The 22,251-nt window shown below is 58.4% G+C and carries 19 protein-coding genes; 8 read left to right on the top strand and 11 right to left on the bottom strand.

Features of this window, described 5'->3' with window-relative positions; translation table 11 throughout:
* Window positions 1-36: 36 nt before the first annotated feature.
* Window positions 37-2,283 carry a gliding motility-associated C-terminal domain-containing protein gene (locus tag ACYVGU_RS06010; RefSeq protein WP_460621306.1) on the top strand — a complete coding sequence of 749 codons (2,247 nt, stop codon included), beginning with the start codon at window positions 37-39 and terminating at the stop codon, window positions 2,281-2,283.
* A gap of 128 nt (window positions 2,284-2,411) precedes the next feature.
* Here the strand turns inward: ACYVGU_RS06010 and ACYVGU_RS06005 are convergent, their stop codons facing one another.
* From ACYVGU_RS06005 to ACYVGU_RS05995, 3 genes are all read right to left on the bottom strand, one after another.
* The gene (locus ACYVGU_RS06005) at window positions 2,412-3,056 is read right to left on the bottom strand and encodes a cytochrome c oxidase subunit 3 (protein WP_460621305.1); all 645 of its coding nucleotides are present in this window, start codon (window positions 3,054-3,056) and stop codon (window positions 2,412-2,414) included.
* Window positions 3,057-3,256: 200 nt separating this feature from the next.
* A complete protein-coding gene (locus tag ACYVGU_RS06000; RefSeq protein WP_460611955.1) occupies window positions 3,257-3,604 on the bottom strand; it encodes a hypothetical protein in 348 nt (115 codons plus the stop codon).
* Window positions 3,597-3,830, bottom strand: coding sequence for a hypothetical protein (locus ACYVGU_RS05995; protein WP_460611956.1), 234 nt, complete (start codon window positions 3,828-3,830; stop codon window positions 3,597-3,599). The genes ACYVGU_RS06000 and ACYVGU_RS05995 overlap by 8 nt, the downstream gene beginning before the upstream one ends.
* Before the next feature lie 272 nt (window positions 3,831-4,102).
* Between ACYVGU_RS05995 and ACYVGU_RS05990 the strand changes: the two genes are divergently transcribed.
* The 4 genes from ACYVGU_RS05990 to ACYVGU_RS05975 all read left to right on the top strand — a co-directional run bounded on the left by ACYVGU_RS05990 (window position 4,103) and on the right by ACYVGU_RS05975 (window position 8,356).
* The gene (locus ACYVGU_RS05990; protein ID WP_460611957.1) at window positions 4,103-4,903 is read left to right on the top strand and encodes a TapB family protein; all 801 of its coding nucleotides are present in this window, start codon (window positions 4,103-4,105) and stop codon (window positions 4,901-4,903) included.
* Between the two features lie 42 nt (window positions 4,904-4,945).
* A complete protein-coding gene (locus tag ACYVGU_RS05985) occupies window positions 4,946-5,470 on the top strand; it encodes a DUF4920 domain-containing protein (RefSeq protein ID WP_460621304.1) in 525 nt (174 codons plus the stop codon).
* 219 nt (window positions 5,471-5,689) lie between these two features.
* The gene (gene ligA / locus ACYVGU_RS05980) at window positions 5,690-7,840 is read left to right on the top strand and encodes an NAD-dependent DNA ligase LigA (protein ID WP_460621303.1); all 2,151 of its coding nucleotides are present in this window, start codon (window positions 5,690-5,692) and stop codon (window positions 7,838-7,840) included.
* A 75-nt stretch (window positions 7,841-7,915) separates the two neighbouring features.
* Window positions 7,916-8,356: a rhodanese-like domain-containing protein gene (locus ACYVGU_RS05975; RefSeq protein WP_460621302.1), complete on the top strand. Its 441-nt coding sequence runs from the start codon at window positions 7,916-7,918 to the stop codon at window positions 8,354-8,356.
* A gap of 19 nt (window positions 8,357-8,375) precedes the next feature.
* Here ACYVGU_RS05975 and ACYVGU_RS05970 read toward each other — a convergent pair whose 3' ends face one another.
* Window positions 8,376-9,779, bottom strand: coding sequence for a glycoside hydrolase family 2 TIM barrel-domain containing protein (locus ACYVGU_RS05970; protein ID WP_460621301.1), 1,404 nt, complete (start codon window positions 9,777-9,779; stop codon window positions 8,376-8,378).
* A gap of 200 nt (window positions 9,780-9,979) precedes the next feature.
* Between ACYVGU_RS05970 and ACYVGU_RS05965 the strand changes: the two genes are divergently transcribed.
* Window positions 9,980-12,463 (top strand): glycosyltransferase family 2 protein, encoded by a 2,484-nt coding sequence (locus ACYVGU_RS05965; RefSeq protein ID WP_460621300.1) that lies wholly within the window; start codon window positions 9,980-9,982, stop codon window positions 12,461-12,463.
* 97 nt (window positions 12,464-12,560) lie between these two features.
* On the opposite strand, the gene ACYVGU_RS05960 is transcribed toward ACYVGU_RS05965, so the two are convergent.
* Window positions 12,561-13,490, bottom strand: a complete 930-nt coding sequence (locus ACYVGU_RS05960) for a polysaccharide deacetylase family protein (RefSeq protein WP_460621299.1) — start codon at window positions 13,488-13,490, stop codon at window positions 12,561-12,563.
* Window positions 13,491-13,615: 125 nt separating this feature from the next.
* Between ACYVGU_RS05960 and dapA the strand changes: the two genes are divergently transcribed.
* The gene (gene dapA / locus ACYVGU_RS05955) at window positions 13,616-14,485 is read left to right on the top strand and encodes a 4-hydroxy-tetrahydrodipicolinate synthase family protein (RefSeq protein WP_460621298.1); all 870 of its coding nucleotides are present in this window, start codon (window positions 13,616-13,618) and stop codon (window positions 14,483-14,485) included.
* Window positions 14,486-14,560: 75 nt separating this feature from the next.
* Here dapA and ACYVGU_RS05950 read toward each other — a convergent pair whose 3' ends face one another.
* The 3 genes from ACYVGU_RS05950 to ACYVGU_RS05940 form a co-directional block, all read right to left on the bottom strand.
* Window positions 14,561-15,289 carry a hypothetical protein gene (locus ACYVGU_RS05950; protein WP_460621297.1) on the bottom strand — a complete coding sequence of 243 codons (729 nt, stop codon included), beginning with the start codon at window positions 15,287-15,289 and terminating at the stop codon, window positions 14,561-14,563.
* A 25-nt stretch (window positions 15,290-15,314) separates the two neighbouring features.
* Window positions 15,315-16,052, bottom strand: coding sequence for a (Fe-S)-binding protein (locus ACYVGU_RS05945; protein WP_460621296.1), 738 nt, complete (start codon window positions 16,050-16,052; stop codon window positions 15,315-15,317).
* An 89-nt stretch (window positions 16,053-16,141) separates the two neighbouring features.
* Complete coding sequence (locus ACYVGU_RS05940; RefSeq protein ID WP_460621295.1) at window positions 16,142-16,996, bottom strand: hydroxymethylglutaryl-CoA lyase; 855 nt, start codon at window positions 16,994-16,996, stop codon at window positions 16,142-16,144.
* Between the two features lie 234 nt (window positions 16,997-17,230).
* Here ACYVGU_RS05940 and ACYVGU_RS05935 point away from each other — a divergent pair, with 234 nt between their 5' ends.
* Complete coding sequence (locus tag ACYVGU_RS05935; protein WP_460621294.1) at window positions 17,231-18,565, top strand: peptidoglycan DD-metalloendopeptidase family protein; 1,335 nt, start codon at window positions 17,231-17,233, stop codon at window positions 18,563-18,565.
* 296 nt (window positions 18,566-18,861) lie between these two features.
* Here the strand turns inward: ACYVGU_RS05935 and ACYVGU_RS05930 are convergent, their stop codons facing one another.
* From ACYVGU_RS05930 to ACYVGU_RS05920, 3 genes are all read right to left on the bottom strand, one after another.
* Window positions 18,862-19,464, bottom strand: coding sequence for a hypothetical protein (locus ACYVGU_RS05930; RefSeq protein WP_460621293.1), 603 nt, complete (start codon window positions 19,462-19,464; stop codon window positions 18,862-18,864).
* Window positions 19,465-19,713: 249 nt separating this feature from the next.
* Window positions 19,714-20,439 carry a hypothetical protein gene (locus ACYVGU_RS05925; RefSeq protein WP_460621292.1) on the bottom strand — a complete coding sequence of 242 codons (726 nt, stop codon included), beginning with the start codon at window positions 20,437-20,439 and terminating at the stop codon, window positions 19,714-19,716.
* On the bottom strand, window positions 20,436-22,178 hold the full coding sequence (locus ACYVGU_RS05920; protein WP_460621291.1) for a S8 family serine peptidase: 1,743 nt from the start codon (window positions 22,176-22,178) through the stop codon (window positions 20,436-20,438). The genes ACYVGU_RS05925 and ACYVGU_RS05920 overlap by 4 nt, the downstream gene beginning before the upstream one ends.
* Window positions 22,179-22,251: the final 73 nt, after the last annotated feature.

The raw sequence follows: 22,251 nt of genomic DNA, 5'->3' as shown, positions 1-22,251 counted from the left end.
TTTAGCTATTCGTAACGTCCTATTCCACCTTGGTGCATGCCTACTGCTACTCTGCCTTATTCTCTTCGTTGCAGCCTACTGGTGCTTGTGCTATGGCTGCTGGCCCCTGCGGCCCGGGCCACGCACATTGTGGGAGGAGAGCTTGATTTGCAATACCTGAGTGGCAACAGCTACCAGCTCACGCTCAACCTGTATTTCGATGCCGTGAATGGCCAGCCCGGCGCCCTTGACTCAGAGCTAACGGCCAGCATATTTGATAAGGCCAGCAACGGCCGGATGCTGGACGTAAATCTGCCTCTCACCAACAACACGCTCGTTAGCTATACCAACCCAGCCTGTACTACTCCTTCTCTGGTTACGCGGCGGCTGGTGTACACTCGGGTAATTACACTTACCAGCCAGAATTATGCCTCGGCAGCCGGCTATTATGTGGCCGTAGAGCGTTGCTGCCGCAACAATGGCATCAGCAACATTGTGGGGCCAGGCAACGCGGGGCAGGCGTTCTATCTGGAGTTTCCGGCCGTAACGCGCAATGGGAAAGAATTCCGCAACTCCACACCCCAGATTTTTCCTCCTCTGAGTGATTATGCCTGCCGCGGGGAGCTGTTCTACTACAACTTTGGTGGTGAGGATGCCGATGGCGACTCGCTGATATATGACTTGGTAACGCCCCTGAACGGCCACTCCACTACCTTCCTGCCCAAACCCCTGGTAGCCCAACCCGCCCCCTACGAGCCGGTGCAGTGGAATGCCGGCCTGTCTACTAGCCGTCAGATTCCGGGCAACCCTACCCTCTCCATTGACCGGCAGACGGGCCGCCTGGAAGTGCTCCCGACGCAGCTGGGCCTATTTGTATTTGGCGTGCGCTGCACCGAGTACCGTAAGGGCGTGAGGCTAGGCGAAACCCGCCGCGACTTTCAGCTCAAGGTTATCAGCTGCCCCACCAACGCGCGGCCCAAAATCCTGATGCAGGTACCCAACCGCAGCCAGCCGTACCGCGTGGGCATTGATACGCTGCGCCTAACACCCGATAAGAGCCGCTGCTTCACGCTTAAGTTCACGGATGTTGACCTCTCCTCAGCCCTCACGCTTTCGTTGCGGCCGGTTAACTTTACTACCCCCATTCCTACGCTAAGCGTGCTGCAAGGCACCGTAAAGGCCCCTAATGCTCCTGACACGCTAACCTCTAACCTATGCTTTCCGGCGTGCCTAAACACCCAAGGCAAGGTCTATCTGCTGGATGTAATAGTGGCTGACAACGGCTGCAGCCTGCCCAAGCGCGACACCATTCGGGTGGCCTTTACCTCCCTGCCCGACCCTAATGCGCTGCCGCTGCTGCGCACTACCGCCGTGCAGCCCCTGAGGGCCCGTCCCGGCGACCTTATTACGTTCGATGTAATAGCCACCGACCCTGATAAGGACCCCATAAAAATGGTGATGACGGGCCGCGGCTTCACACCGGCAGCCTTGGGGGCTGAGCTAACCCAGCTGCAAACCAATACCCAGCTAAATGGCCGCTTTACCTGGCGCGTAGATTGCCGGGCCGTTGATAAGCCCCTGTATGAGTTCGTATTCACAGCATCAGCTTCTCCTTGCGATGACGCGCAAACCACTTCCCTGGTAGTGCCTATTCAAATTGACTACGACAACCGGCCGCCGGCGCTTACTAGCACCTTCCCTGATCAGCCGGCTGGTACTACCTCTCCTATTGTCATAAAGCTGCCCCTCGGTGGCGTATTTGAATCTACCCTTACGGGCCTGGACCTGGATAACGACGCACTTTCGATGGCCGCGGCGGGGACTGGGTTTGATCTCTCCGCGGCGGGCATGACGTTTACGCCGCGCAACGGGACGGGGCAAGCACTAGGTCTGTTTCGGTGGGAAGCCACCTGCGACGCGTTTCGGCCCGAAGGCCTGGAGGTTACGTTTACCCTGCAGGAAAGCACCTGCCGCCCGGAGCCCCAAACGCGGGTAGTTCGGTTTGAAATCAGCAGCCCCGATACCCTGGCCTTCCTGCCGCCCAACATTATCACGCCCTATCAGCGCGACAACAAAAACGACTTCTTTGAGCTGGACAATGTGCAGAACAACCTGCCGCCCGACTTCTGCAATTCCCGCTTTGCTGACCTGGAAATTTACAGCCGCTGGGGCAACCGCATCTACCGCACCGCCAACCGCAGCTTCCGCTGGGACGGCAGCGGCATGCCAGCCGGCGTATACTATTACCTCATCACCTTCACCGATAAAAAACGCTACAAAGGCACCATCACGATTGCCAACTAAACAGCACCTAGTGAATTTCCTCCTGCTGGATAATCGGTTACATACCTAGCAACCGGAGTCTGAGTTACTAGCCCCATAAAACAAAAAAGCCCGGCCTGAGCCGGGCTTTTTTTACGAGTGAAAGAAGCTTAATACAAGAACAGAAACGCCGCAAACAGTACTACCCACAGCACATCAATGAAGTGCCAGTAGATGGTAACCATGCGCAACTGCAGGCGGCGGTAGGGGTTGCGAATAAACACCAGTGTCCGGACGGCGTCGCGGGCGGCGTGCTGGGTACGAAGCAGCAGTGCCAGCAAAAACAGCATGCCGCCCAGCAAGTGGGCCACGTGCAACGCCGAAATAAGGTAGATAAACGTGCCGCTGGCTACTCCATCAAGAAACACGCCCTGGTTCATCAGCTCCCGCCACCCTAGTAGCTGCAGGCCCGCAAATACACTACTGAGCAGCAACGTGGCGCCGAGGCAACGGCCCAGGCTGCGCAAATCGTCTTGGGAATAGAGGCGGCTGGCCTGGTTGATGGTATAGCTGCTGATCAGGAGTACAATGGTGCTCAGCGAAAAAAAGCGCGGCAGCGGGTAAATACCTGGCGCAGCATTGCTGTGGTAGCGGGTGTAGGCATAGGCCACCAGCAGCATAATGAATAGCACCGTAACCCCGGCCATGCCCAGGTACAGCATCATCAGCAAAAGCGGCATGCGCTCCATGCGCTGGAAGGGAGAAGCAGGCCGATTGGCCCCGATTTTATTCGTGCGTTCTGGGTCGGAATTCATGGGTGGGCTAGCAAAGGCTGCGTGCGATAAAGCAAACCAATCCGAAGCCCATAAGTTCCGCCCCGCAAGGTTGGCAAAGCACTAGGGCCTTCCAGCAATGTACGCAAAAACTCCTGCCAGATACGTGCGTTTTTCGGGCCAAAACGTGCGTATCCGGCAGGAGCTCAACACCTTTTTTCAGGCTGCTTTCTGTATAGCGGTCAAATGCCCCTGAAGAACGAGCCTATTTTGCCCAGCACCGCATTCATAGTGATTTTGGGGGTGCGGCCGGCTCCAAAGGTGACGTGGGTTTTGCCCGCTACGCGCAAGTCGAGGACTAGGCCCAGTTGGTTGGCCAGGTCGTTGAGCTGTTGCAGCGGATCGAGGGCGTTGGGGTTTTTCGGTTTGGGCGGAGCATTGGGGTCTTTGGGCGGGCCGCTGGTTAGCTTATCGAGCACGCGCTGGCTGGGCATGTTGATGATGAGATACCCTCCGGCCCCCGCTACCTGAATGTCGTCGCCATCAAACGTAATAACCAGCCGGGCCTCTATATCCAGGCCCTTAGCCAAGGTTGCCAGGCGTTGCGGGAGGCAAAGTACCTGACGGCGGGTTTTCGCCCCGGGTACGAATGCGCAGTGAGCCATTCAGGCGCCACGTGGTGGGCGTGTTCGGATGCTGCGGGTTGGGCACTTGCAGCTCCATCTGCTCGAAATTGAGGGCTAGCTCTACGCCGCCGGAAAGTTTGGATAGCAAGGAAGCGGCCGTATCGGCCCAAGAAGTAGGTTGTTCTGGCATCAGGAGAGTATGCTAGTAGTGAATAATAACCTTATGTAGCGGCTGGCCCGAAAGCAGGGAATGGGCCCGGTAGTTGCTAGCTCATGCTTAGCTACCAAGCCCGGCCACTACCCTGCTGCAAACGGCCAACCCCGGGGCAAGTTACAGCAAGCTGCTGGCAAGAACACCGTAGCAGCCCATATGGGCTCGTTTCAGCTGCCAGGCTAGTATCTAAACACAACAGTTTGCGTATGCAGCCACCAACGGCTGATCTGTTTTTTACTTCCTTCCGCATGCGGTTTTCACCTACCATTCCGGCTACCCTGCTGCTGGCCTTGAGCGCTCCGGCTCTCCTGGCCCAAACTCCCGCCCCCGTTATTGACTGCGGTCACCCGTTTGGCCTCTATGATAAAATGGAGCTGGTTTACCAACTCCAGAACGCCGATGGCAAAGCGGCAGGCACCCTGCGCAACCACGTGGTCAGTCTGGGCTCCGAGCAGAACAAGAAGCAAACCGTTACCACTACCACCGTGCTGCTGAAAAGCGGCACCTACGATACTAAACAAAAGCTGCTGCACCTGCAGGACCTCACGTTTCGGTGCCGCCAGGACACTAGCTTTACCGATGGCCTCTCGGAGCTGAACCCGGAAAGCCTCCGCTCCTTCCGCGACCGGCGCTTTGTTTTTGAGCCAGTGCCGCTGGCCTGGCCCAACCAACCGACCGTGGGGAGCGAGCTGCCCAGCGGAGGAGTTTCCGTACAGGTTAGCAGCACGGCGGTTGATATTGCCAAAGTGCACGCCATGGTGCGCAAGCGCCGCGTAACGGGCACCGAAACCATTACGACCCCGGCCGGCACCTTCCAGTGCTACAAAGTAGAAGCTGAGCGCGAAAGCTCCACGGCCGCCCGCGCCGATATGGTGATGCGCAGCGTGGTGAAGGTGGTAGATTACTACTCGCCGGCGGTGGGCCTAGTGAAAACGGAAATCTATGACAAGAAGGGCAAACTGGCGCAGGTGCGTCTGCTGACGGCTATTAATGCCGCTGGGGCCGCCAGCCCAACCATGCCCACCAAAGAGAAAAGCAAAAAATCGTAAGTTGAGCAGGTAAATCCTTCGTTGCCTTTTGCCTTTCCTGTTATGTCATCCTTTCCAACCCTGGCACTGGCCAGCCTGTTGCTGTCGTTCACGGCCTGCCAGCAAACTGCTGAAACCACGGCTTCTGCCCCAGCCGCCACTGCTTCTGAAACCGCTGCCCCGGTCCAGCTGACCGGCAAAACCTACGGTGCCGCCATCACGGCCGAAGGGGCCCAGCCGCTTTCGGCACTCAATACGGTGCTCGGCACGCAAGACTCGGCGCAGGTAAAGCTAGTTGGGAAAGCCGACGCCGTGTGCCAGGCCAAGGGCTGCTGGCTGACCATGAAAACTCCGGAGGGAAAGGAGATACGCGTGCGGTTTAAGGAATATGCGTTCTTCGTTCCGAAAGACATTAGCGGCAAAACCATCGTCATCAACGGCTGGGCCCACCGCGAAACCGTGCCCGTAGAGGACTTGCGCCACTACGCCCAGGATGCCGGCAAAACCAAGCAGGAAATAGCTGCCATTACCCAGCCCGAGCAGCAGCTTAATTTTGAGGCCGATGGCGTGCTGGTAGCCGACAACTAAGGTTCAGGTCGGTTCAGCATCTTAATAATACCTAGGAAAAGCCTGGCCCAAGTGGCTGGGCTTTTTTTTGCGCTTCCCTTCCGCTTACGTTGAGGTTTGGAGCAGAACAGGACCTAGTAAAATGCGGCAAAGCGCAACTTCGGCCCCGCTTCAATTCGTAGCTTGCAGAACCATTGCCCGTCGGTGCCTTCCGGCCCAGCGGGCCCTAGCGTTTCTCTCATGTCCGATATTCAGCAGCAGATTACGGCCCTCACCGAGCGGCTTCATCATCTGAACTACCAATACTACCAGCGCGATATTTCGGAGGTGTCGGACCAGGAGTTCGACCACATGCTGGCCCAGCTCAGTGCCCTGGAAAAGCAGTATCCTGAATTTGCGCACCCAAACTCCCCCACCCAGCGCGTGGGCGGCACCATCACCAAACAGTTCCCCACGGCGGAGCACCGCTACCCCATGCTGAGCCTGGGCAATACCTACTCCGAGGCTGACCTGCGCGAGTTTGATGAACGCGTGCGGCGCGGCCTCGAAGGCTCCGGCGTTTCCTATGTGTGCGAGCTCAAGTTTGACGGCGTGGCCATGAGCCTAACCTACCAGGATGGCCAGCTGACCCAAGGCGTGACACGCGGCGACGGCACCCGCGGCGACGTGGTAACCAGCAATGTGCGCACCATCCGGAACCTGCCCCTGCACCTGCGCCCCGATGGCCCCAAGCAGCCCGCTGAATTTGAAGTACGCGGCGAGATATTTATGCCCCTGCCGGTATTTGCGGAGCTAAACCAAGAGCGCGAAGCCAACGGCGAAGCCCTGCTGGCCAACCCCCGCAACGCGGCCAGCGGCGCTCTTAAGCTCCAGGATTCGGCTTTGGTTTCGGCGCGCCGGCTGCGCTTCTACGCCTACTCTTTCCTGATGCCGGGCCGCAGCATGTTCCCGACCCACAGCGCCTCCTTGGCCGCGCTTAGCACGTGGGGCTTACCCGTTTCAGATACGTGGCGGCTGTGCAACACCATTGAAGAGGTGCTGGATTTCGTGCACGAATGGGATAAAAAGCGCTTTACGCTGCCCGTGGCAACGGATGGCATTGTAATTAAGGTCGATGATTTTCGGCAGCAGGAGCTGCTGGGCTTCACGGCTAAAAGTCCGCGTTGGGCCATTGCCTATAAGTACCCCGCAGAGGCCGCCCGCACCCGTCTCAACGCCATTCAGTACCAAGTGGGCCGCACCGGCGCCGTGACGCCCGTCGCCCTCCTCGACCCGGTTCCGCTGGCCGGCACCGTGGTAAAACGCGCCTCCGTGCACAACGCCAACCAAATTGCGGTCCTCGACCTACGCCTCGGCGACCTGGTGTTTGTGGAAAAAGGCGGTGAGATCATTCCGAAGATTACCGGTGTTGATGTAGCCAGCCGCCCCGCCGACAGCCGGCCCATAGTGTACCCCACAGCTTGCCCAGCCTGCGGCACCCCACTTATTCGGCCTGAGGGCGAGGCGCACTTCCGCTGCCCCAACGACCGGGGCTGCCCGCCGCAACGCAAAGCCAAGCTAGAGCACTTCGTGTCGCGCAAGGCCATGAACATTGACGGCTTAGGAGCCGAAACAGTGGGGCGCTTTTTCGGCCTGGGCCTCGTAACCGACGCGGCCAGCCTGTACAGCTTGCCAGCCAAAGCTGCGGAGCTAGCCCAGCTGGATAGGATGGGCGAAAAATCGGTGCAGCGCCTAGTAGCGGGTCTGGAGCAAAGCCGGCAGGTTCCCTTTGATCGGGTGCTGTTTGGCCTGGGCATTCGCTACGTGGGCGAAACGGTGGCGGAGAAGCTGGCGGCGCACTACCGTACCATTGAGGCCATAGGGGCAGCTACTGCCACGGAGCTGGCAGCCGTGCCCGAGGTAGGTGGCGTTATTGCCGAATCGGTGGCGGCGTGGTTTCAGGAGCCACAGAATCAGCAGTTGATTGAAGGTCTGCGAGCGGCTGGCGTGCAGCTCGCCCTCACCGGCGTAGCCCCGCAGCCCCAAAGCGACCGGCTGGCTGGCCTCACGTTTGTGCTTTCGGGCGTATTTGAGCAGCACAGCCGCGACGAGCTCCAACACCTGATTCAGCAGAACGGCGGCAAAATTACCGGCAGCATCAGCAAGAAGCTCAGCTACCTGGTGGCCGGCGACAAAATGGGGCCCGCCAAACGCGAAAAAGCCACGGAGCTGAAAGTGCCCATCATCAGCGAAAATGAACTGATGGCCATGCTCCCCACACCTTTTGATGCTTCGGCTGAAGCAGCCACCCAGGAACCGGCCCTTACTACTAGCCCCACAGCGGCCACAACCCCCTCGGCCCCTACCCCCACTGGAGTACCCAAGCCCGGCCAGCAAGGCTCCTTGTTCTAAGCGCACAGGGCAACTACTTTCGGGCGGCGCTTGTTCCGCCTGAAACCGATTGACTGTCACCTACTTCTCCCTGCTATGCTACTACGTCTGTTTTTTCTCGGAAGCCTGCTGACTGCTTCGCTGACGGTTTCAGCCCAAACTACCCCTAGTCCTGCCAAACCGGTGCCGGCACCCCAGTCCAGGGCGCTGCTCCCTCCGGCGCAAGCAGTTCCGGTAACGGCCCCGGCGGCAGTGCAACAGCAGCTAGCTCAGCCTGGCACCGTACTGCTGGATGTACGCACACCCGAAGAGTTTGCCAGCGGCCACGTAGCCGGCGCCCGCAACCTCGACTTCCGGGCGCCTGATTTCGCGCAGCAAGTGGCCCTGCTCGACCCCAAGCAGACCTATGTGTTGTATTGCGCCTCGGGTAACCGCAGCGGTAAAGCCGCCGTGCTCATGCAAGAGAAAGGCTTCCAGAAAGTTGTGAATGCCGGTGCTTTTCAGGCTTTGAAAGAAGGCGGGCTTAAAACCGAATAAGCCTGGCCCAACCGTTTGCTTACAAAGCCGCGCTAGTATGTACTAGGGCGGATTTTTTCTTGAAGCTGCCTTCCTTCAGCATTTCTAAATCTTCCTTCGTGAACGTGCCCACATAGAACGGGTAGCTGTGCGTGGCAATGCTGCCCCGGCCATCATAGGCCGTCACCAGCAAGCGGTAAGGGCCTTTTTTCGCGGGCGCCTTAATGAGGGCCTGCTCGCCCTTGGCCGATAGAATGGCGCCTTTCAGAGGCTCGGTGCCGGTGCGGTTCTGGGGCAGCACGAAGTTTTCGTCTACATCGGGTACCACCTGCCACTCCAGCCGCAGCGGGTCGCCCTCCGGATCGTGGGCCCGCACGGTGGCCAGGTAGCTGGCGCCGGGCCGTACAGAGGTGCTAAGCCGGGGCGCTAGGCCAGCCAACCGCAGCATTGTCAGGCGGGGCGCTTGGTTGGGCATAGATTTGCCGGTCCATAAATAGTGCACCATGTCCACCATAGCTGTTTTCTCGCCGTTGGTATTGAACAGGCTGAACCACATATCCGTCTGCTCGAAGCGCTGCCCCCAGTACAGAATGTAGGCCCCCAGGCAGTAGTCGGGCTCCCCCCTCACGCTTTTCTCGAAGCGGGTGCGCATGTACTCGGCTTTAACTTGGCTGCTTTGGTCGAGGGGCGCTTTCCAGGCGGTTTTGGGCGCTTCCCACCAGCCCCTCGCCCCAAACTCACCTACTATATAAGGGCCCGTCCAGTTATCCTTGCGCAGCTTCTCCTTTAACTTATCCAGCCCCCCAAATATATTCACGGTCAGCACATCCAGATCGGGGCAGAAGTTTACTACCGCCGACACCATGTTGAAGTTGCTGGTCAGGGTAGTTGTGACGGGATGGTAGGGGTCCAGCTCATGAATCATGCGCGCTACCTCATTCAGCGCCTGAAACGCACGAGGGTTGCTGGTGTGGTTGTCTAGCTCATTGCCTACGTTCCACATCAGCAGGGCCGGGTGGTTGCGGTAACGCAGCACCTGCTCCCGAATTTCCTGCTGCTGCTGCTGAACGGCTTTTCGGTCAAAGTAATCGAAGTCCTCATACTCGGGCTTCATCCACACCCCCAACATAACCGTCAGGCCCTGCTGCTGGGCTTTGTCCAAAATGGCATCGGCGTAATTAGTGGTGTACAGGCGCAAAGAGTTGCCCCCTAGCTCCTTGATGCGCTCAATCTGCTGCAGCCCGGCGGCGCCTTTTATTATGTAGGGCTTGCCGCCCCTCAGCAATTGGTAGCCCTTACTGGTTTGCACAATCTTGACCGGCACCACGCCCGGCGGCGGTGTTGCCGCTGCCTTGGCAGAGCTGTTGGTGGCAGTTTCTCGGCAGGACGAAAGCAAGCCACTACTGAGAAGCCAGAAGAGGATAGAAGAGTAGCGAAAAAGCATTGATAAGGTAAGTAAGGCCTCGAATCAAATTGCATAATAAAAATAAAAAAGTTAAGATTTTCTATAAATTTGTTGTACCATTGGTGTGATATGATTGCCTTAACGTGCATTACCATCGTAATCTAAGTTCTACTTAGTCGCCTTTGATTACGCATCTGTTTTTGCCTACGCCCCTCCCTTGTTCATAGTCCACACACGCTATGATGCCGCCTGAACTACCTATTGCCGCAGACGCAGAAGCACCAGCCAAGCGACAGAAAGCCGACGCACTGCTTTCAAAAACCGTTGGGTACACCCTAGCTGGCCGGGTACCACAGATGCGGGTATTGGTAGTTATTGGATTACTGCTGACTATTCATTTTGTGTGGTGGTTTGCCGATTCCGACCACATTGGGTATCCGCCCCTGTTCTGGCTCCTGACGGTTTCGTTGGGCTTCAAGCTGCTGCGCATGCTGCATGAGTGGTACCACTACGTGCAGGTAAGCGAGCCCGTGGCGCCGGCCCAGCCGGATCATGTGTACACCGTTGATATACTGACCACCGCCTGCCCCGGCGAGCCGCGCGAAATGATTGTGCGCACGCTCACGGCCATGCAGGCCATCACGTACCCGCACACCAGTTACCTCTGCGACGAAGGCAACGACCCGTATCTGCGTGAGGTGTGTGCTACGCTGGGCGTGGTGCACGTTACGCGCCAGGTGAAGGTAGATGCCAAAGCCGGCAACATTAATAATGCTCTGCGGCAAGCCACTGGTGAGCTGTGCGTAGTCCTCGACCCCGACCACGTTCCTACCCCCGATTTCCTAGACAAGGTAGTGCCGTACTTCGCTGATCCGGAAGTGGGGTACGCTCAGGTAGTGCAGGCCTACGGCAACCAGCACGAAAGCCTGGTTGCGTTGGGTGCGGCCGAGCAGACCTACCATTTCTATGGCCCCCTGATGATGGGGATGAACAGCTACAACACCGCCCAGGCCATTGGGGCAAACTGTACCTTCCGCCGCACTGCTCTCGACTCCATTGGGGGCCACGCCGCCGGCCTGACCGAAGATATGCATACGGCCATGCGCCTGCATGCCCAAGGCTGGAAATCAGTGTACGTGCCGGAGATTGTGAGCCGGGGCCTGGTACCATCCTCCCTAGCTGCCTACTTTGCCCAACAGCTAAAATGGGCCCGCGGCAGCTTTGAGCTGCTGCTGCATGTGTACCCGCGCCTGTTTACGCGCTTTACCTGGCGCCAGAAGCTGCACTACCTCACACTGCCGCTGTACTTCTTTTCCGGAGTGGTTACCCTGATTGATATTGGGGTGCCCATTGCCTCGTTGGTGCTGATAGAGTTTCCCTGGCACTTATCATTGCCCCAGTTTGCGCTGCACCTCACACCGGTGCTGATGATTTCGTTGCTGATTCGCTACAATGCCCAACGCTGGCTGCGCGAGCCCCACGAAGCCGGTCTGCATCTGGCCGGCGGGTTCCTGCGCATTGGCACGTGGTGGATTTATTGTCTGGGCCTGGTGTACACGCTGCTGCGGGTGCGCGTGCCCTACATCCCAACGCCTAAGGAAGGCCGCACTGGCAATGAGTGGCAGCTGAGCTTACCCAATCTGTTGCTGGCGGGCTTATCCGTGGCGGCTGCGCGCTACGCACACTACGTTACCCAAACGCCCTACGCCCTGCTGATGATGGCCATTGCCATGTCGAATGCGGGCATTCTGCTGGCCTCGGTGCTTATGGCGCAGCATGATCTGCTGCAACGCCTCGTTGATTTGGCTACCTCCCGCCGCCGTTGGCGCTGGCTTTTGCTGAAGGCCGAGCAACTGGTTACGGAGCGGGCAAACCAATTACTACCCCGCCTCCGGACGGCAGCCGTTTTCATTGCCTTTTTTCTATTCACTACCCACTCCCTCATTAGCCTCGGACTAGGCTTCTGGCTACGTCAAACCTCACCCTCCGATGCCCTTATCTGGGTTCGGACGGGAGTTGGCAAGGTGCGTGTGGGTATGGCTGCCTCGCCGGCTTCTACTATGTGGCCTGCCTCCCTAGCCCCACCAGCCCAGTCAACGGCCAGCACCGCTCCTGAAGTAGTAGAAGTTCGGCTCGCACCAAGTAGTCCGCCGCAAGTAGATCTGGCAACGCTAGAGAAACTTGATGCGCAGGGCAGCTTACCGATGCTGAGCTGGGAGGTACAAAACGGCAAAGATGCGCGGGCAGTCTGGCAGCAAAGCATAGCTAAACTTCGGGAGCGTAACCGGCCCATACTACTTCGGCCGATTCTTCAGGCTAGTACCCCCACGGCTTACCGCACTGCCTGGCAACAGCTGGTAAGCAACTTCCGGGCTTCCGGCGATACCAGCGCCGTATGGGTCTGGACGCCGCCCCGCCCCGATTCCGTAGCCGCCTATTTCCCCGGCGCAGCCTACACCGAGTGGATTGCCGCCGACTATTTGAGCTCGGGAGCAGGCCCTGCTGATCAGGCCATCCAGAAATACAAAACACTGCGCATGCAGCTGGCCGAGCGGGCGGAGTTCAATAGCAAGCCTATTATCCTGATGGCCCCTTCTAAACCGAAGCAGGCTCTCCAAATACAAGCGCAGTATCTGACCCACACTTACCCCGAAATTAAGGCCCTGATTTTCGGCCTGGCTTCCACCAACAACGAAGTAGTTTCGGTTACCCCTGCCCATTAGCCTAGCAGCTTTTTTGTGCGCAACGTCCAGTATAAACCAAGCGGCCCCACCCGATATAGTATCGGGTGGGGCCGCTTGGTTTAAGAAGAAAACGAGGCTAGAAGCTCTGCACCATGTTGTTGTGCAAGGTGCGGGGAGTCCAGTAGCCGCTGGCAATAATGCGCCGGATAGTGAAGAGCGGATCCTGCTGGTCGCGCTTTTCGGCCAGCACAAAGGCCGCGTCCATGCCGCGCTTCTTCAGCTCCGGAATTGCCTCGGGGTTCCAGAGGCCAAAGGGGTAAGCGAAGTAGTTGATTTTCTTACCCGTAATTTCTTCCAGCTGCTTAGTGGGCTTCTCAATCTGCGTTACCCAATCATTGCCCTGGTACTTTTTCACGTTGTGATGGTCCCAGGTGTGCGAGCCGATAACGTTGCCTTCATCTGAAAGCTGCTTTACCTGCGCCTTGCTCATGTAGTTCGGGCGGCCTAGGCTCACCGTCATGATAAAGTACACGGCCTTGAAGCCATACTTATCGAGCGTAGGCCGGGCTACCGTAAACTGGTCGAGGTCGGTGTCGTCGAAGGTCAGCATAACGGGCTTGCTGGGCAGGGGCGCGCCGGTAGTCAGGTAAGCATATAGCTGATCGGGCAGGATGGTGTGGTACCCCGAGTCGGCCAGCATTTTGATCTGCTCCTTGAATTTCTCAACGGGCACAATGTAATCTTTGGCCCCTTTCGAGTCCTTGGCGCGCCAGTCCCGAATTTGGTGGTAGCACAGGATGGGCACCTGCGGCCGGGCCAGAATAGCGGCGGCATCCGCGCGTTTGCCGGCCGGTATGGTGGCGGGGCTACCGGTGTTGCCCGTGTTGGCAGCCGTAGCCGTACCCGCCGTGGTGATAGTAGCCGTAGAGGCCGAGTCAGCGGCAATGGCAGTGGAGCTGGCGGCCGTTTCGGCGGCAGTAGCGTTTTTGGCGTCGTTGCAGGCAGGCAGCGCGCCGAGAGTTACTAGGGTGGCAGCCGCTAGCAACGGGTAATGGGTAAGCTTCATGAACGGAGATAACGCGGCCGGCTAGGGTATGCCGTACTTTTGAAAGAAACGGGCTGACCTTCGCCGCGGGCATTGTACCTTCGCTGCGGGTCTTCCCTCCTACAAATCAACCGCTAATTTCCCGCATGGACAAACTCCGTGGCACTGGCGTAGCTCTCGTTACTCCTTTTACTCCTACCCCCGACCGCGCCGTAGACTACCCGGCCCTGCGCCGCCTCATCGACTTTACCCTGGAAGGTGGGGTAGAATACCTCGTCATCAACGGCACTACTGCCGAGTCGCCTACCCTTACCACCGAAGAGAAAGCAGAAATTCTGTGCGTTGCCAAGGAGCACACAGCCGGCCGCGTGCCGCTGGTATACGGCATCGGGGGCAACGACACGGCGGCCGTAGTGCGCACCATTCAGCAAACCGACCTCAACGGCGTTGATGCGCTGCTTTCGGCCAGCCCTTACTACAACAAGCCCAGCCAGCGCGGCATCATTGCCCACTACCGCCTGATTGCGGATGCCTCGCCGGTGCCAGTTATTTTGTACAACGTGCCCGGCCGCACGGCCTCCAACCTCACGGCCGCTACCACGCTGGAGCTGGCCAAGTACCCCAACATCATTGGTATCAAGGAAGCCAGCGGCAACCTGGAGCAGTGCATTGCCATTGCTGCCGCCAAACCCGATGATTTCCTGCTGATTTCAGGAGATGATATGATGACGACTTCGCTTATCAGCTTCGGCAGCGTAGGCATCATCTCGGTGCTGGCCAATGCCTTCCCGCGCCGCTTCTCCGACATGACCCGCCACGCCCTCAACGGCGACTTCAAGGCGGCCAGCAAGCTGCTTTTTGGCTTCTCGGATCTGAACCCGCTGATGTATGAGGAAAGCAACCCCGTTGGCGTAAAAGCTGCCCTAGCCGCCCAAGGCCTGTGCACCGATGCCGTGCGCTTACCGTTAGTAGAAGGCTCCGAGAGCTTAAAAGAGCGCATCGGACAGCTGCTGTAACTTAAGTAAGCATTATCTAAAAGCACCGGCCGGCCCTATGTGGGGCCGGCCGGTGCTTTTGTATTTAATTCAGGTTTATTGTCGGCCAAAGTAAGCGCCTCCATTAAACTCATTTTGGATACCCACTGACAGCAACTGGAACCTCATCCGTCGGGCATCAATATTCACGTAATCAAGCTCAACGAAACCGTACTGCGGATGGAACAGCAAAGTCAGACTAGCCGTACCCGCCCGGCAACGGGAAATGGCCGTTACCTTCTTACACTTCAGCTGCCCAAGAGGGGTAGCGCTAATTTGGTCGCCAACAGCTTTATAATGAGCTTTCACCACCATTTCACCTTCCCATACTGCCCAGTCAGGATTTGAGTAGTGCGAGCCAACGGCTAACTCCCAATCCCACTCTTGCCCAGGTTTGTACGGTTGTCTTATTTCAGGAAAAGGACTCAGCTCCAGTATAGCATAGTGCTCAAAGCGCGGAGGGTGAATCCAGACGCCATCGGCATTTTCTTTTACGCCCGTACCATTCTTCGCGCCGCCACTTTTACCCAGCCAGTCAATTGCTTTTTGTGTGGAATCACTTTCCCAAGCGATACCCCTTGAAAATAGCGTAACCGTATCATCCACGACCGAACGAGAGCCTTCGAAATGGCTTACCTGATACACGAACTGCTTGTTCCGGGCAAATATTTCCTGTTTCGCAGTTAATGGCGCCTCAGCATTTCCAACCACCTGACTCCCTGGATTTGCTTCGGTTTGGCAGGAAAGTAGGGCTAGGGATCCCCCAACCCAATACGGCGCTTTCACCCAAGAAACACAGCTGCTGGGCACGTTACCACCCACTAGCTAGCACATCGGCTACGTGCAGGGTTTTAATAGGTTTCTTCTCGCGGCGGATGTACGCATCTAGGTGCATGAGGCAGCTCGTGTCGGTGCTGATGAGGTAGTCGGCACCGGTGGCCAGGGCATGCTCCACTTTTTGCTCGGCCATGGCCACGGAAATGGCTTCGAACTTCACGGCGAAGGTACCACCGAAGCCGCAGCAGGTTTCGGTTTCGGCCATTTCAAGGCGCTCTAGGCCGCTGATAGCATCAAGCAGTTGGCGCGGAGCTTCCCGAATGCCGCACTCACGCAAGGCCGAACAGGAATCGTGGTAGGTGTATTTGCCGGTGAGGTTGGCCTTTGGGATGGACGTAATACCTAGCACATCCACCAGAAACTCGGTGAGCTCAAAGGCGCGGCGCTGCACGCCGTGGTAACGACCCGAATCGGGGGTACCTTCAAATAAATCGGCGTAGGTGTTGCGTACCATGCCAACGCAGGAAGCAGAAGGGCTTACAATGTAGCGCTCCTGCTCGGTCGGAAAATCGTCGAGAAATTTGCGGGCTACCTCACAGCTCTGCTCTTTATAACCGGCATTGTAGGCTGGCTGGCCGCAGCAGGTTTGGTTGGCATTGTAATGCACCTCGCAGCCCACCGACTCCAGCACTTTCACCATATTCATGGCCGTACGCGGGAAGAGTTGGTCTACAAAGCAAGGAATAAACAAGTCGACTTGAGGGGCTGGCATAGTAAGCAGAAGTAAAAGTCGGGGCGCGCCGTGTAGTGAAGCCTAGCACTTCACAAATACTTTCCCGAGCGCGTCATTACAAAGTAAGCCTAATGGCCCATAAAAATGCGCTGGTTTAGCCTCATGGCCTCAGCAAGTGCCTCCTGATTCAGGGCCAGCCCTACCCCCTGCTCCGCGGCAAACTCCAGGAGGCGCTCAGTGGGCATGTTGCCGGTCAGCTCATCGGCCGCCATGGGACAGCCGCCGTAGCCGCCCAAAGCGCCATCAAAGTGTCGGCAGCCGGCCTCGTAGGCCGCCTGCACCTTCTCGCGCCAGGTAGCCGGGGTAGTGTGCAGGTGAGCCCCGAAGCGAATAGTGGGAAAAGCAGCCGTCAGCTCCCGAAAGGCCGGGCCAATGGTTGCCGGCGTGGAAACCCCAATGGTATCAGACAGGGCCACAATACTTACGCCGAGGTCAGCAAGCTTCTGGGTGAACTCGCCGAGCACGGCTGGGCTCCAGGCGTCGCCGTAGGGGTTGCCGAAGCCCATGCTCAGGTACACCACCTGCTGTTGCCCGCTGCGGGCACATAGCTCCTGCATGCGGGCCACATCATCGAGGGCCTGAGCAATGCTTTTGTTGGTATTGCGCTGCTGGAAAGTTTCGGAAACCGACAGCGGGAAGCCGATATATTGAATCTGGGCATACTGGGCGGCGGTTTCCGCGCCGCGCAGATTGGCTACAATAGCCAGCAGCTTGGTTTTCGTTTGCGATACATCCAACCCTGCCAGCACCTCGGCTGTGTCGGCCAGTTGCGGAATGGCTTTGGGCGAGACGAAGGAGCCGAAATCAAGCGTATTGAAGCCGACTTGCAGTAGTTGGTTGAGGTAGGCAACTTTCTGCTCGGTAGGAATAAACGTAGGCCAGCCTTGCATGGCATCACGCGGGCATTCGGTTAGGTGCAGCATGGGAGGTAGTAAAGTTGGGTAGGAGCGTGTAAAGGTAACCGAAGGCAGGTTGAGGCCATGCGTTGGCCTAGGGCAATTCGGTTAGCTAGAAGGCACGCTGGAACCACCGCGCCACTTTGGCTATACCCGATGCCTAGGCCAGCGCTGCAGTTTAGTAGCTGTACTTACATCGAACTACTAGCCTCTAACTGGGGTTTATCCTATTACGACTTCCTGATACCCTAGCCCCCATCCATGCTGCTCCGCTTCCGCGCTCTGCCGGCCGTTTTTTTCGTCCTATTTCTTACTGCTTGTAGTCAAAGCCAGACGCTACAGGCCGTTTTTCAGAAATCCACCCCACATGAGGCCTACGCCCGCAAGCTGAAACAAGCCGGCCTAGCCGAAACCGCGCTGGGCCGCGACTGGCTCCGGGCCGCCGACCAGGCCCTGCGCGACTCGTTGGTGGTAAAGCTTCCATTTCAGGAAAGCGGCTTTTTTCCCGCTGACCGAGCCGTAGCCACGGGCCTGCGCTACCCCGTCCGGACCGGCGAAACCATTCATATCAGTCTGGTGCTGGCTCCCGGCACGCAAGCGCCGAAGGTTTTTATTGATGCCTACGAGCTAAGTCCCGACCGCGCAGCCCCTCGCCACCTGGCTGCCGCCGATACCGCGGCGCTCTCCTTCCGCTATGTTGCCGAAGCTGACCGCCAGCATATACTACGGGTGCAGCCCGAGCTCTTGCGCGGTGGCCGCTACACCCTTCGCATCCGGAGGGAGCCTAGCCTGGGCTTTCCGGTGAAAGGCAAAAACGACGTGGCGGTAGGCTCCTTCTGGGGAATGGCGCGCGACGGTGGCGCCCGCCGGCACGAAGGCATTGATATTTTTGCCCAGCGAGGAACGCCCGCCATTGCAGCAGCTAACGGCTACATCACGCGGGTAAATGAAACTCCGCTGGGTGGCCGCGTGGTATGGCTGGCCGATACCGACCACGGCCAGCATCTGTACTATGCCCACCTCGATAAGCAACTAGTGCAACCCGGCCAGCGCGTGAAGCCCGGCGATACGCTGGGCCTGGTAGGCAATACCGGCAACGCCCGCACCACCGCGCCGCATTTGCATTTTGGTGTGTACCGCAACGGCGCCGTGGACCCCTTCCCGTTTGTGCGCCGCCCTGATGCGTTGTTGCCTGCCCCTAAGGTATTGCCTACGCGCCTGGGCCAGTGGGTACGGGCTAAAGAAACCCGCCTGACGCTGCGCCGCACCCCGGCCGCGGCTGGCGTAGCGGCCGCTACCACCACCCGCCCAACCCCGCTGCTGGTGCTGGGCGCCACTGCCGAGTGGCTGCGGGTACAGCTGCCGGCCGGTGGCACAGGCTTCGTGCCCGCCAAAGCGGTGCTTACTGCTACCCCCTTGCGTAGCGAAAACCTCCTGGCACCTGCCGATTTGCGAGCCCGCCCCTTTGCTAATTCCCTAACCATTGCAGCCCTACCCGCACAAACCAACGTGGCCGTGCTGGGTGAGTTTGGTGGTTTCCGGCTGGTACGCCAGCCCAATGGCCGCACTGGTTGGCTGCCGGTAGTGGCTTCCTAAGCCGAGCGTGCCTAGCAAACAAAAGGGGCTGCAGCAAGCATGGCTGTTCTTCATACTTTGCTCATGTACCACCTCGTAGGTTTGCCCCGGTGATTGGAATACAGGAAAAGGAGCAGGCTCGGAGACCCTGCTCCTTTTCTTATGTTCACCATAGCTAACTACACGCAACTGTACTTACCCTACCCACACCGCCTCAAAGCGCACTCCCCTCTTTTGCACTCTTTGGAAATAGAAAAAGAGCCGACTGCTACATAGTAGTCGGCTCTTTCTTTATAAGATGGCTTGAAACGGAAGGCTTATTCCGCAATTACTACGGCCCGGCCTAGCTTCTTAGAATAGGCCAACCGCCGCTCCCGCCCATCAGTGGAAGTGTAGTCGAAGCCCACGGCGCGGTTGTCTTCGCGCACTGAGTTCCAAGACTCCGCATCGACATTCTCAGGCTGGGTAGCCGAACGGGGCACGGCGGGCTGCACAAACCGGTCTTCGCGGAAGAAACTGTTCATACCCTGCAGAATGGCAATTTCCTTATCCCGCACGGTAGCCGTCTGTGGGTCCTGCAGGTCGCGCTCATTAATAAGTGCGGTAGCCGGAATAATCTCTTTGCGCAGCGTGTCGCCGGCGCTACTGATGATCATGAAATAGGCCTGCGAAGTTGCTATTTTGGTACCGCGCAGCTGCAACACAAAGTTGTCTTTTGACTTGGTATTGGAGAAGTTACGGGTAGCATTCACCGTCCGCAGTACTGTGCGCGAGGTTACGCGGCCACGGTTGGCTTCAGGGGTAGGCGTAAACACGCGGTCCGAATTTTTGGAGGTTCCTACCTCGCGCTCGGTGGTAATACAGCCCGAAAGCTGAAGTAGGAAACAAGCCCCGAAGGCGGGGAGTAAAAACTTTTTCATGTAAGAGGAGTCAGCCATCATCAATTGAGTTCGGCAAAATACAAAACCTACCGACGCCCCGGAGTAAGGCATCTTATTCCGGTGATTTCCTACCAAAATGCGGTAGTGATGTCGTGTACCGCAAAAACGCGCTGCAGGTTGTGCAGTAATAAAGGAAATTAAACCTGAATACCAAGCCTTCGCGCCCTGCCCACGGCAGCTATGGCAAAGGCAAAATACTACGTAGTGTTAATGGAGAATGCTTTGGCGTTAGAACAGGCCTAGCTCAAACCCCACCAGCCACCGGGGCAGCTCCGGGAAAGTTGGATTGGCACCAGAGGTAAAAGTATCAGAAAGCCGGTAGCGGGCAGTGGCGGCGTAGCGGCCGGCACCAAGGCGCGCGCCCAGCCCATACGGCCAGCGGCGCACGTAGTCGAGGCTTTTCTCCGTTACGATGGTGCGCTTACCCCCGCCGGTGCCGGGCCGGTCTTCATAGTGATGCGACGCGCCCAGGGCATAGCCGCCCCACGCGCTCAGGTCGAGGTAGTGCCCGATTACGTTGCCGCGCCGGCCGTAGCCAAAGCGCACGTACGGCTCCAGGTGCAGCTGCGTAAAGTTCAACGACTCGGAATGATGTTGTGCGGGTGTTGGCAGCAGTTTCGTATCGGTTTGCTGCAAATGATACCCTAGCCGGGCCAGGCGCAGATCAAAGCCCGCAGCCAGCCCCCGGGTTAGCCGGTACTTGTGGCGCACCCCCAGCACAAACTCCGCCGACTGCAGGTAGTGCAAATCGGCGCCGGGGCCGCTGGCCCTGCCCACCACGGGGGTATAGCCTACATATACATGCCGGAAAAAGGCGCGGTTAGGCCCGTACTTCACTTGTGCGGAATCGGTAGCCGGAACTTCGCGGAGCACCACCCGCTGGGCTTGGGCCGAGGGGGTTGCAGCCGCTACCAGGGCTAGCAGCAGCGCCGAGGGTATAAAAGACTGCCTCATGGGGCTAAATAAGTATGCGTGTACCCGCGGTAATGCACCCGAACGGCGTAGCCCGGAAGCAAGCGGCGCAACGGGACCTGCAACACCGCGCGCTGCTGCACCTCCAGCACCTCATACTGACGCAGCACTCCGTTTTTGTCAAGTAACTGCCAGTACAGATACTGTGTGGGGGAAGTGCTGGTTTCAGCCTCGGGTTGCAGGGCGATGACGGGCCGGGTCGGCTCCTGCCCTACGGCAGCCACCGCTCTGAGGGCTTTGGTAGCCTGAGTTGAATCAGCAACTAAAGGCAGCGTGCGGGCCGGTATGTGCGCCGCCTCTGGCCGAATGATAACAGCCAGCATTGTATCCTGCTTCACCATATCAAAGGAAACCGGCGCGGCAGCCAGCGGCGTAGTAAAAAAGGAAGCGCGTGGTATACCGTAGCCGTGGGCGTAGTCATAATACGGATAAAGCCGCGCCGATTTCTGAAGCTTCTCGAATAGCTGCATGGCCGTAAGCTCGCGCTGCTGCTGCCAGGCACAGGCCGCAAAACCCGCCACTAACGGACTGGCAAATGAGGTCCCTTCGGTGCGCTCGTAACCGCCGCCGGGTGTAGCCGCTATTACTATCCCAAACGCGGCCACGTTGGGCTTTAGTCGCTTGCCGGAAGCAGGCCCGTAGCTACTGAAATCGAGGTGCAGATAGGTATCCGGATCAACCCCGCCCACGGCCAGCACAGAGTCGCCATCAGCAGGCGTGCCCACAATGCGCCACTGCGGGTCTTCCCCATCGTTGCCGGCCGCATTTACCACCAGCATGCCTTTGCGCACGGCCAGCTCAGCGGCCCGCGCCACCAAGCTGGTGTGCCCATTCATCTGCTCCGGAAAATAGCGCCGGGCGGTGTAGCCCAAGGAGGAGTTGATGATGTCGGCGCCGTTGCGGTCGGCCCACTCGGCAGCGGCTAGCCAGGCTTCTTCCTCGGCGTACTTTTCCCGGTACATCTGCTCAGTACGGGCCAGCAGAAACTCGGCTCCGGTGGCCAGGCCCAAGTGGGTACTATCAGGCAGGCGACCCGCTATGCAGGACAGAACCTCGGTGCCGTGGCTTCCACCGCGGTACACATCTGGCCGGTAGTGCAGAAAATCATAGGTAGCGACAATGGCATTGCGCTGCCGCAAGTGCGCAAAAGCAGCGTGGCGGTCGGTGCCAGTAAAACCCACATCGAAAATGGCAATGCGCAGCCCGCGCCCATCCAGGCCAGCCTGTTGAAACGAGCTAGCGCCTAAGCTGGCCGTTTGCCGCCGGGCCAACGAACGGTCGGACGCAGTCAGCGGCTTGATTTTATCAGATGAAGAGCGGGGCCGCGCCGCCATCACTAGGTCTGCTTGCGGCCAAGCCGTCACGCTCCGGATGCCGGGCACCAGCCGCAAAGCAGCTGCCTGAGCAGGTGTGGCCCGGCAGGAAACAGCGTTAAACCACCGGCTAACCAAAGTAATGGTATCCGACAGGGCCTGCACGCGGGCGACGTAGTCGGGGCGCACCGGAAAGTCGGTGCTATCAGAGGCGGGCAGGTGCTGACGCCGGCGCCGGGCCTGGGCTGGGGCGCTGAAGTAGGTTGCCGGCTGCAACTGCTGGCCCGCTTTATCCCGGAAGGTAACCCAGTATCGGCTTGGCGGCTCTGCGGGGCTAGTACCTGCCACCGCGTCACCGCTTCCGAGCCCGCCGTAGCCTAGTGCCACGACCAGTAATGTAAAAATCAAACGCAAACCCGACCGAGCTATAAAAAGAAAAATCTTGCGTATCGAAGGTACAAGAAACTGCCGATTACCTGGC

The organism is Hymenobacter tenuis (assembly GCF_054780495.1).
Note: the sequence above shows the minus strand (reverse complement) of the source record. Positions and strands in the feature narration are given on the sequence as shown.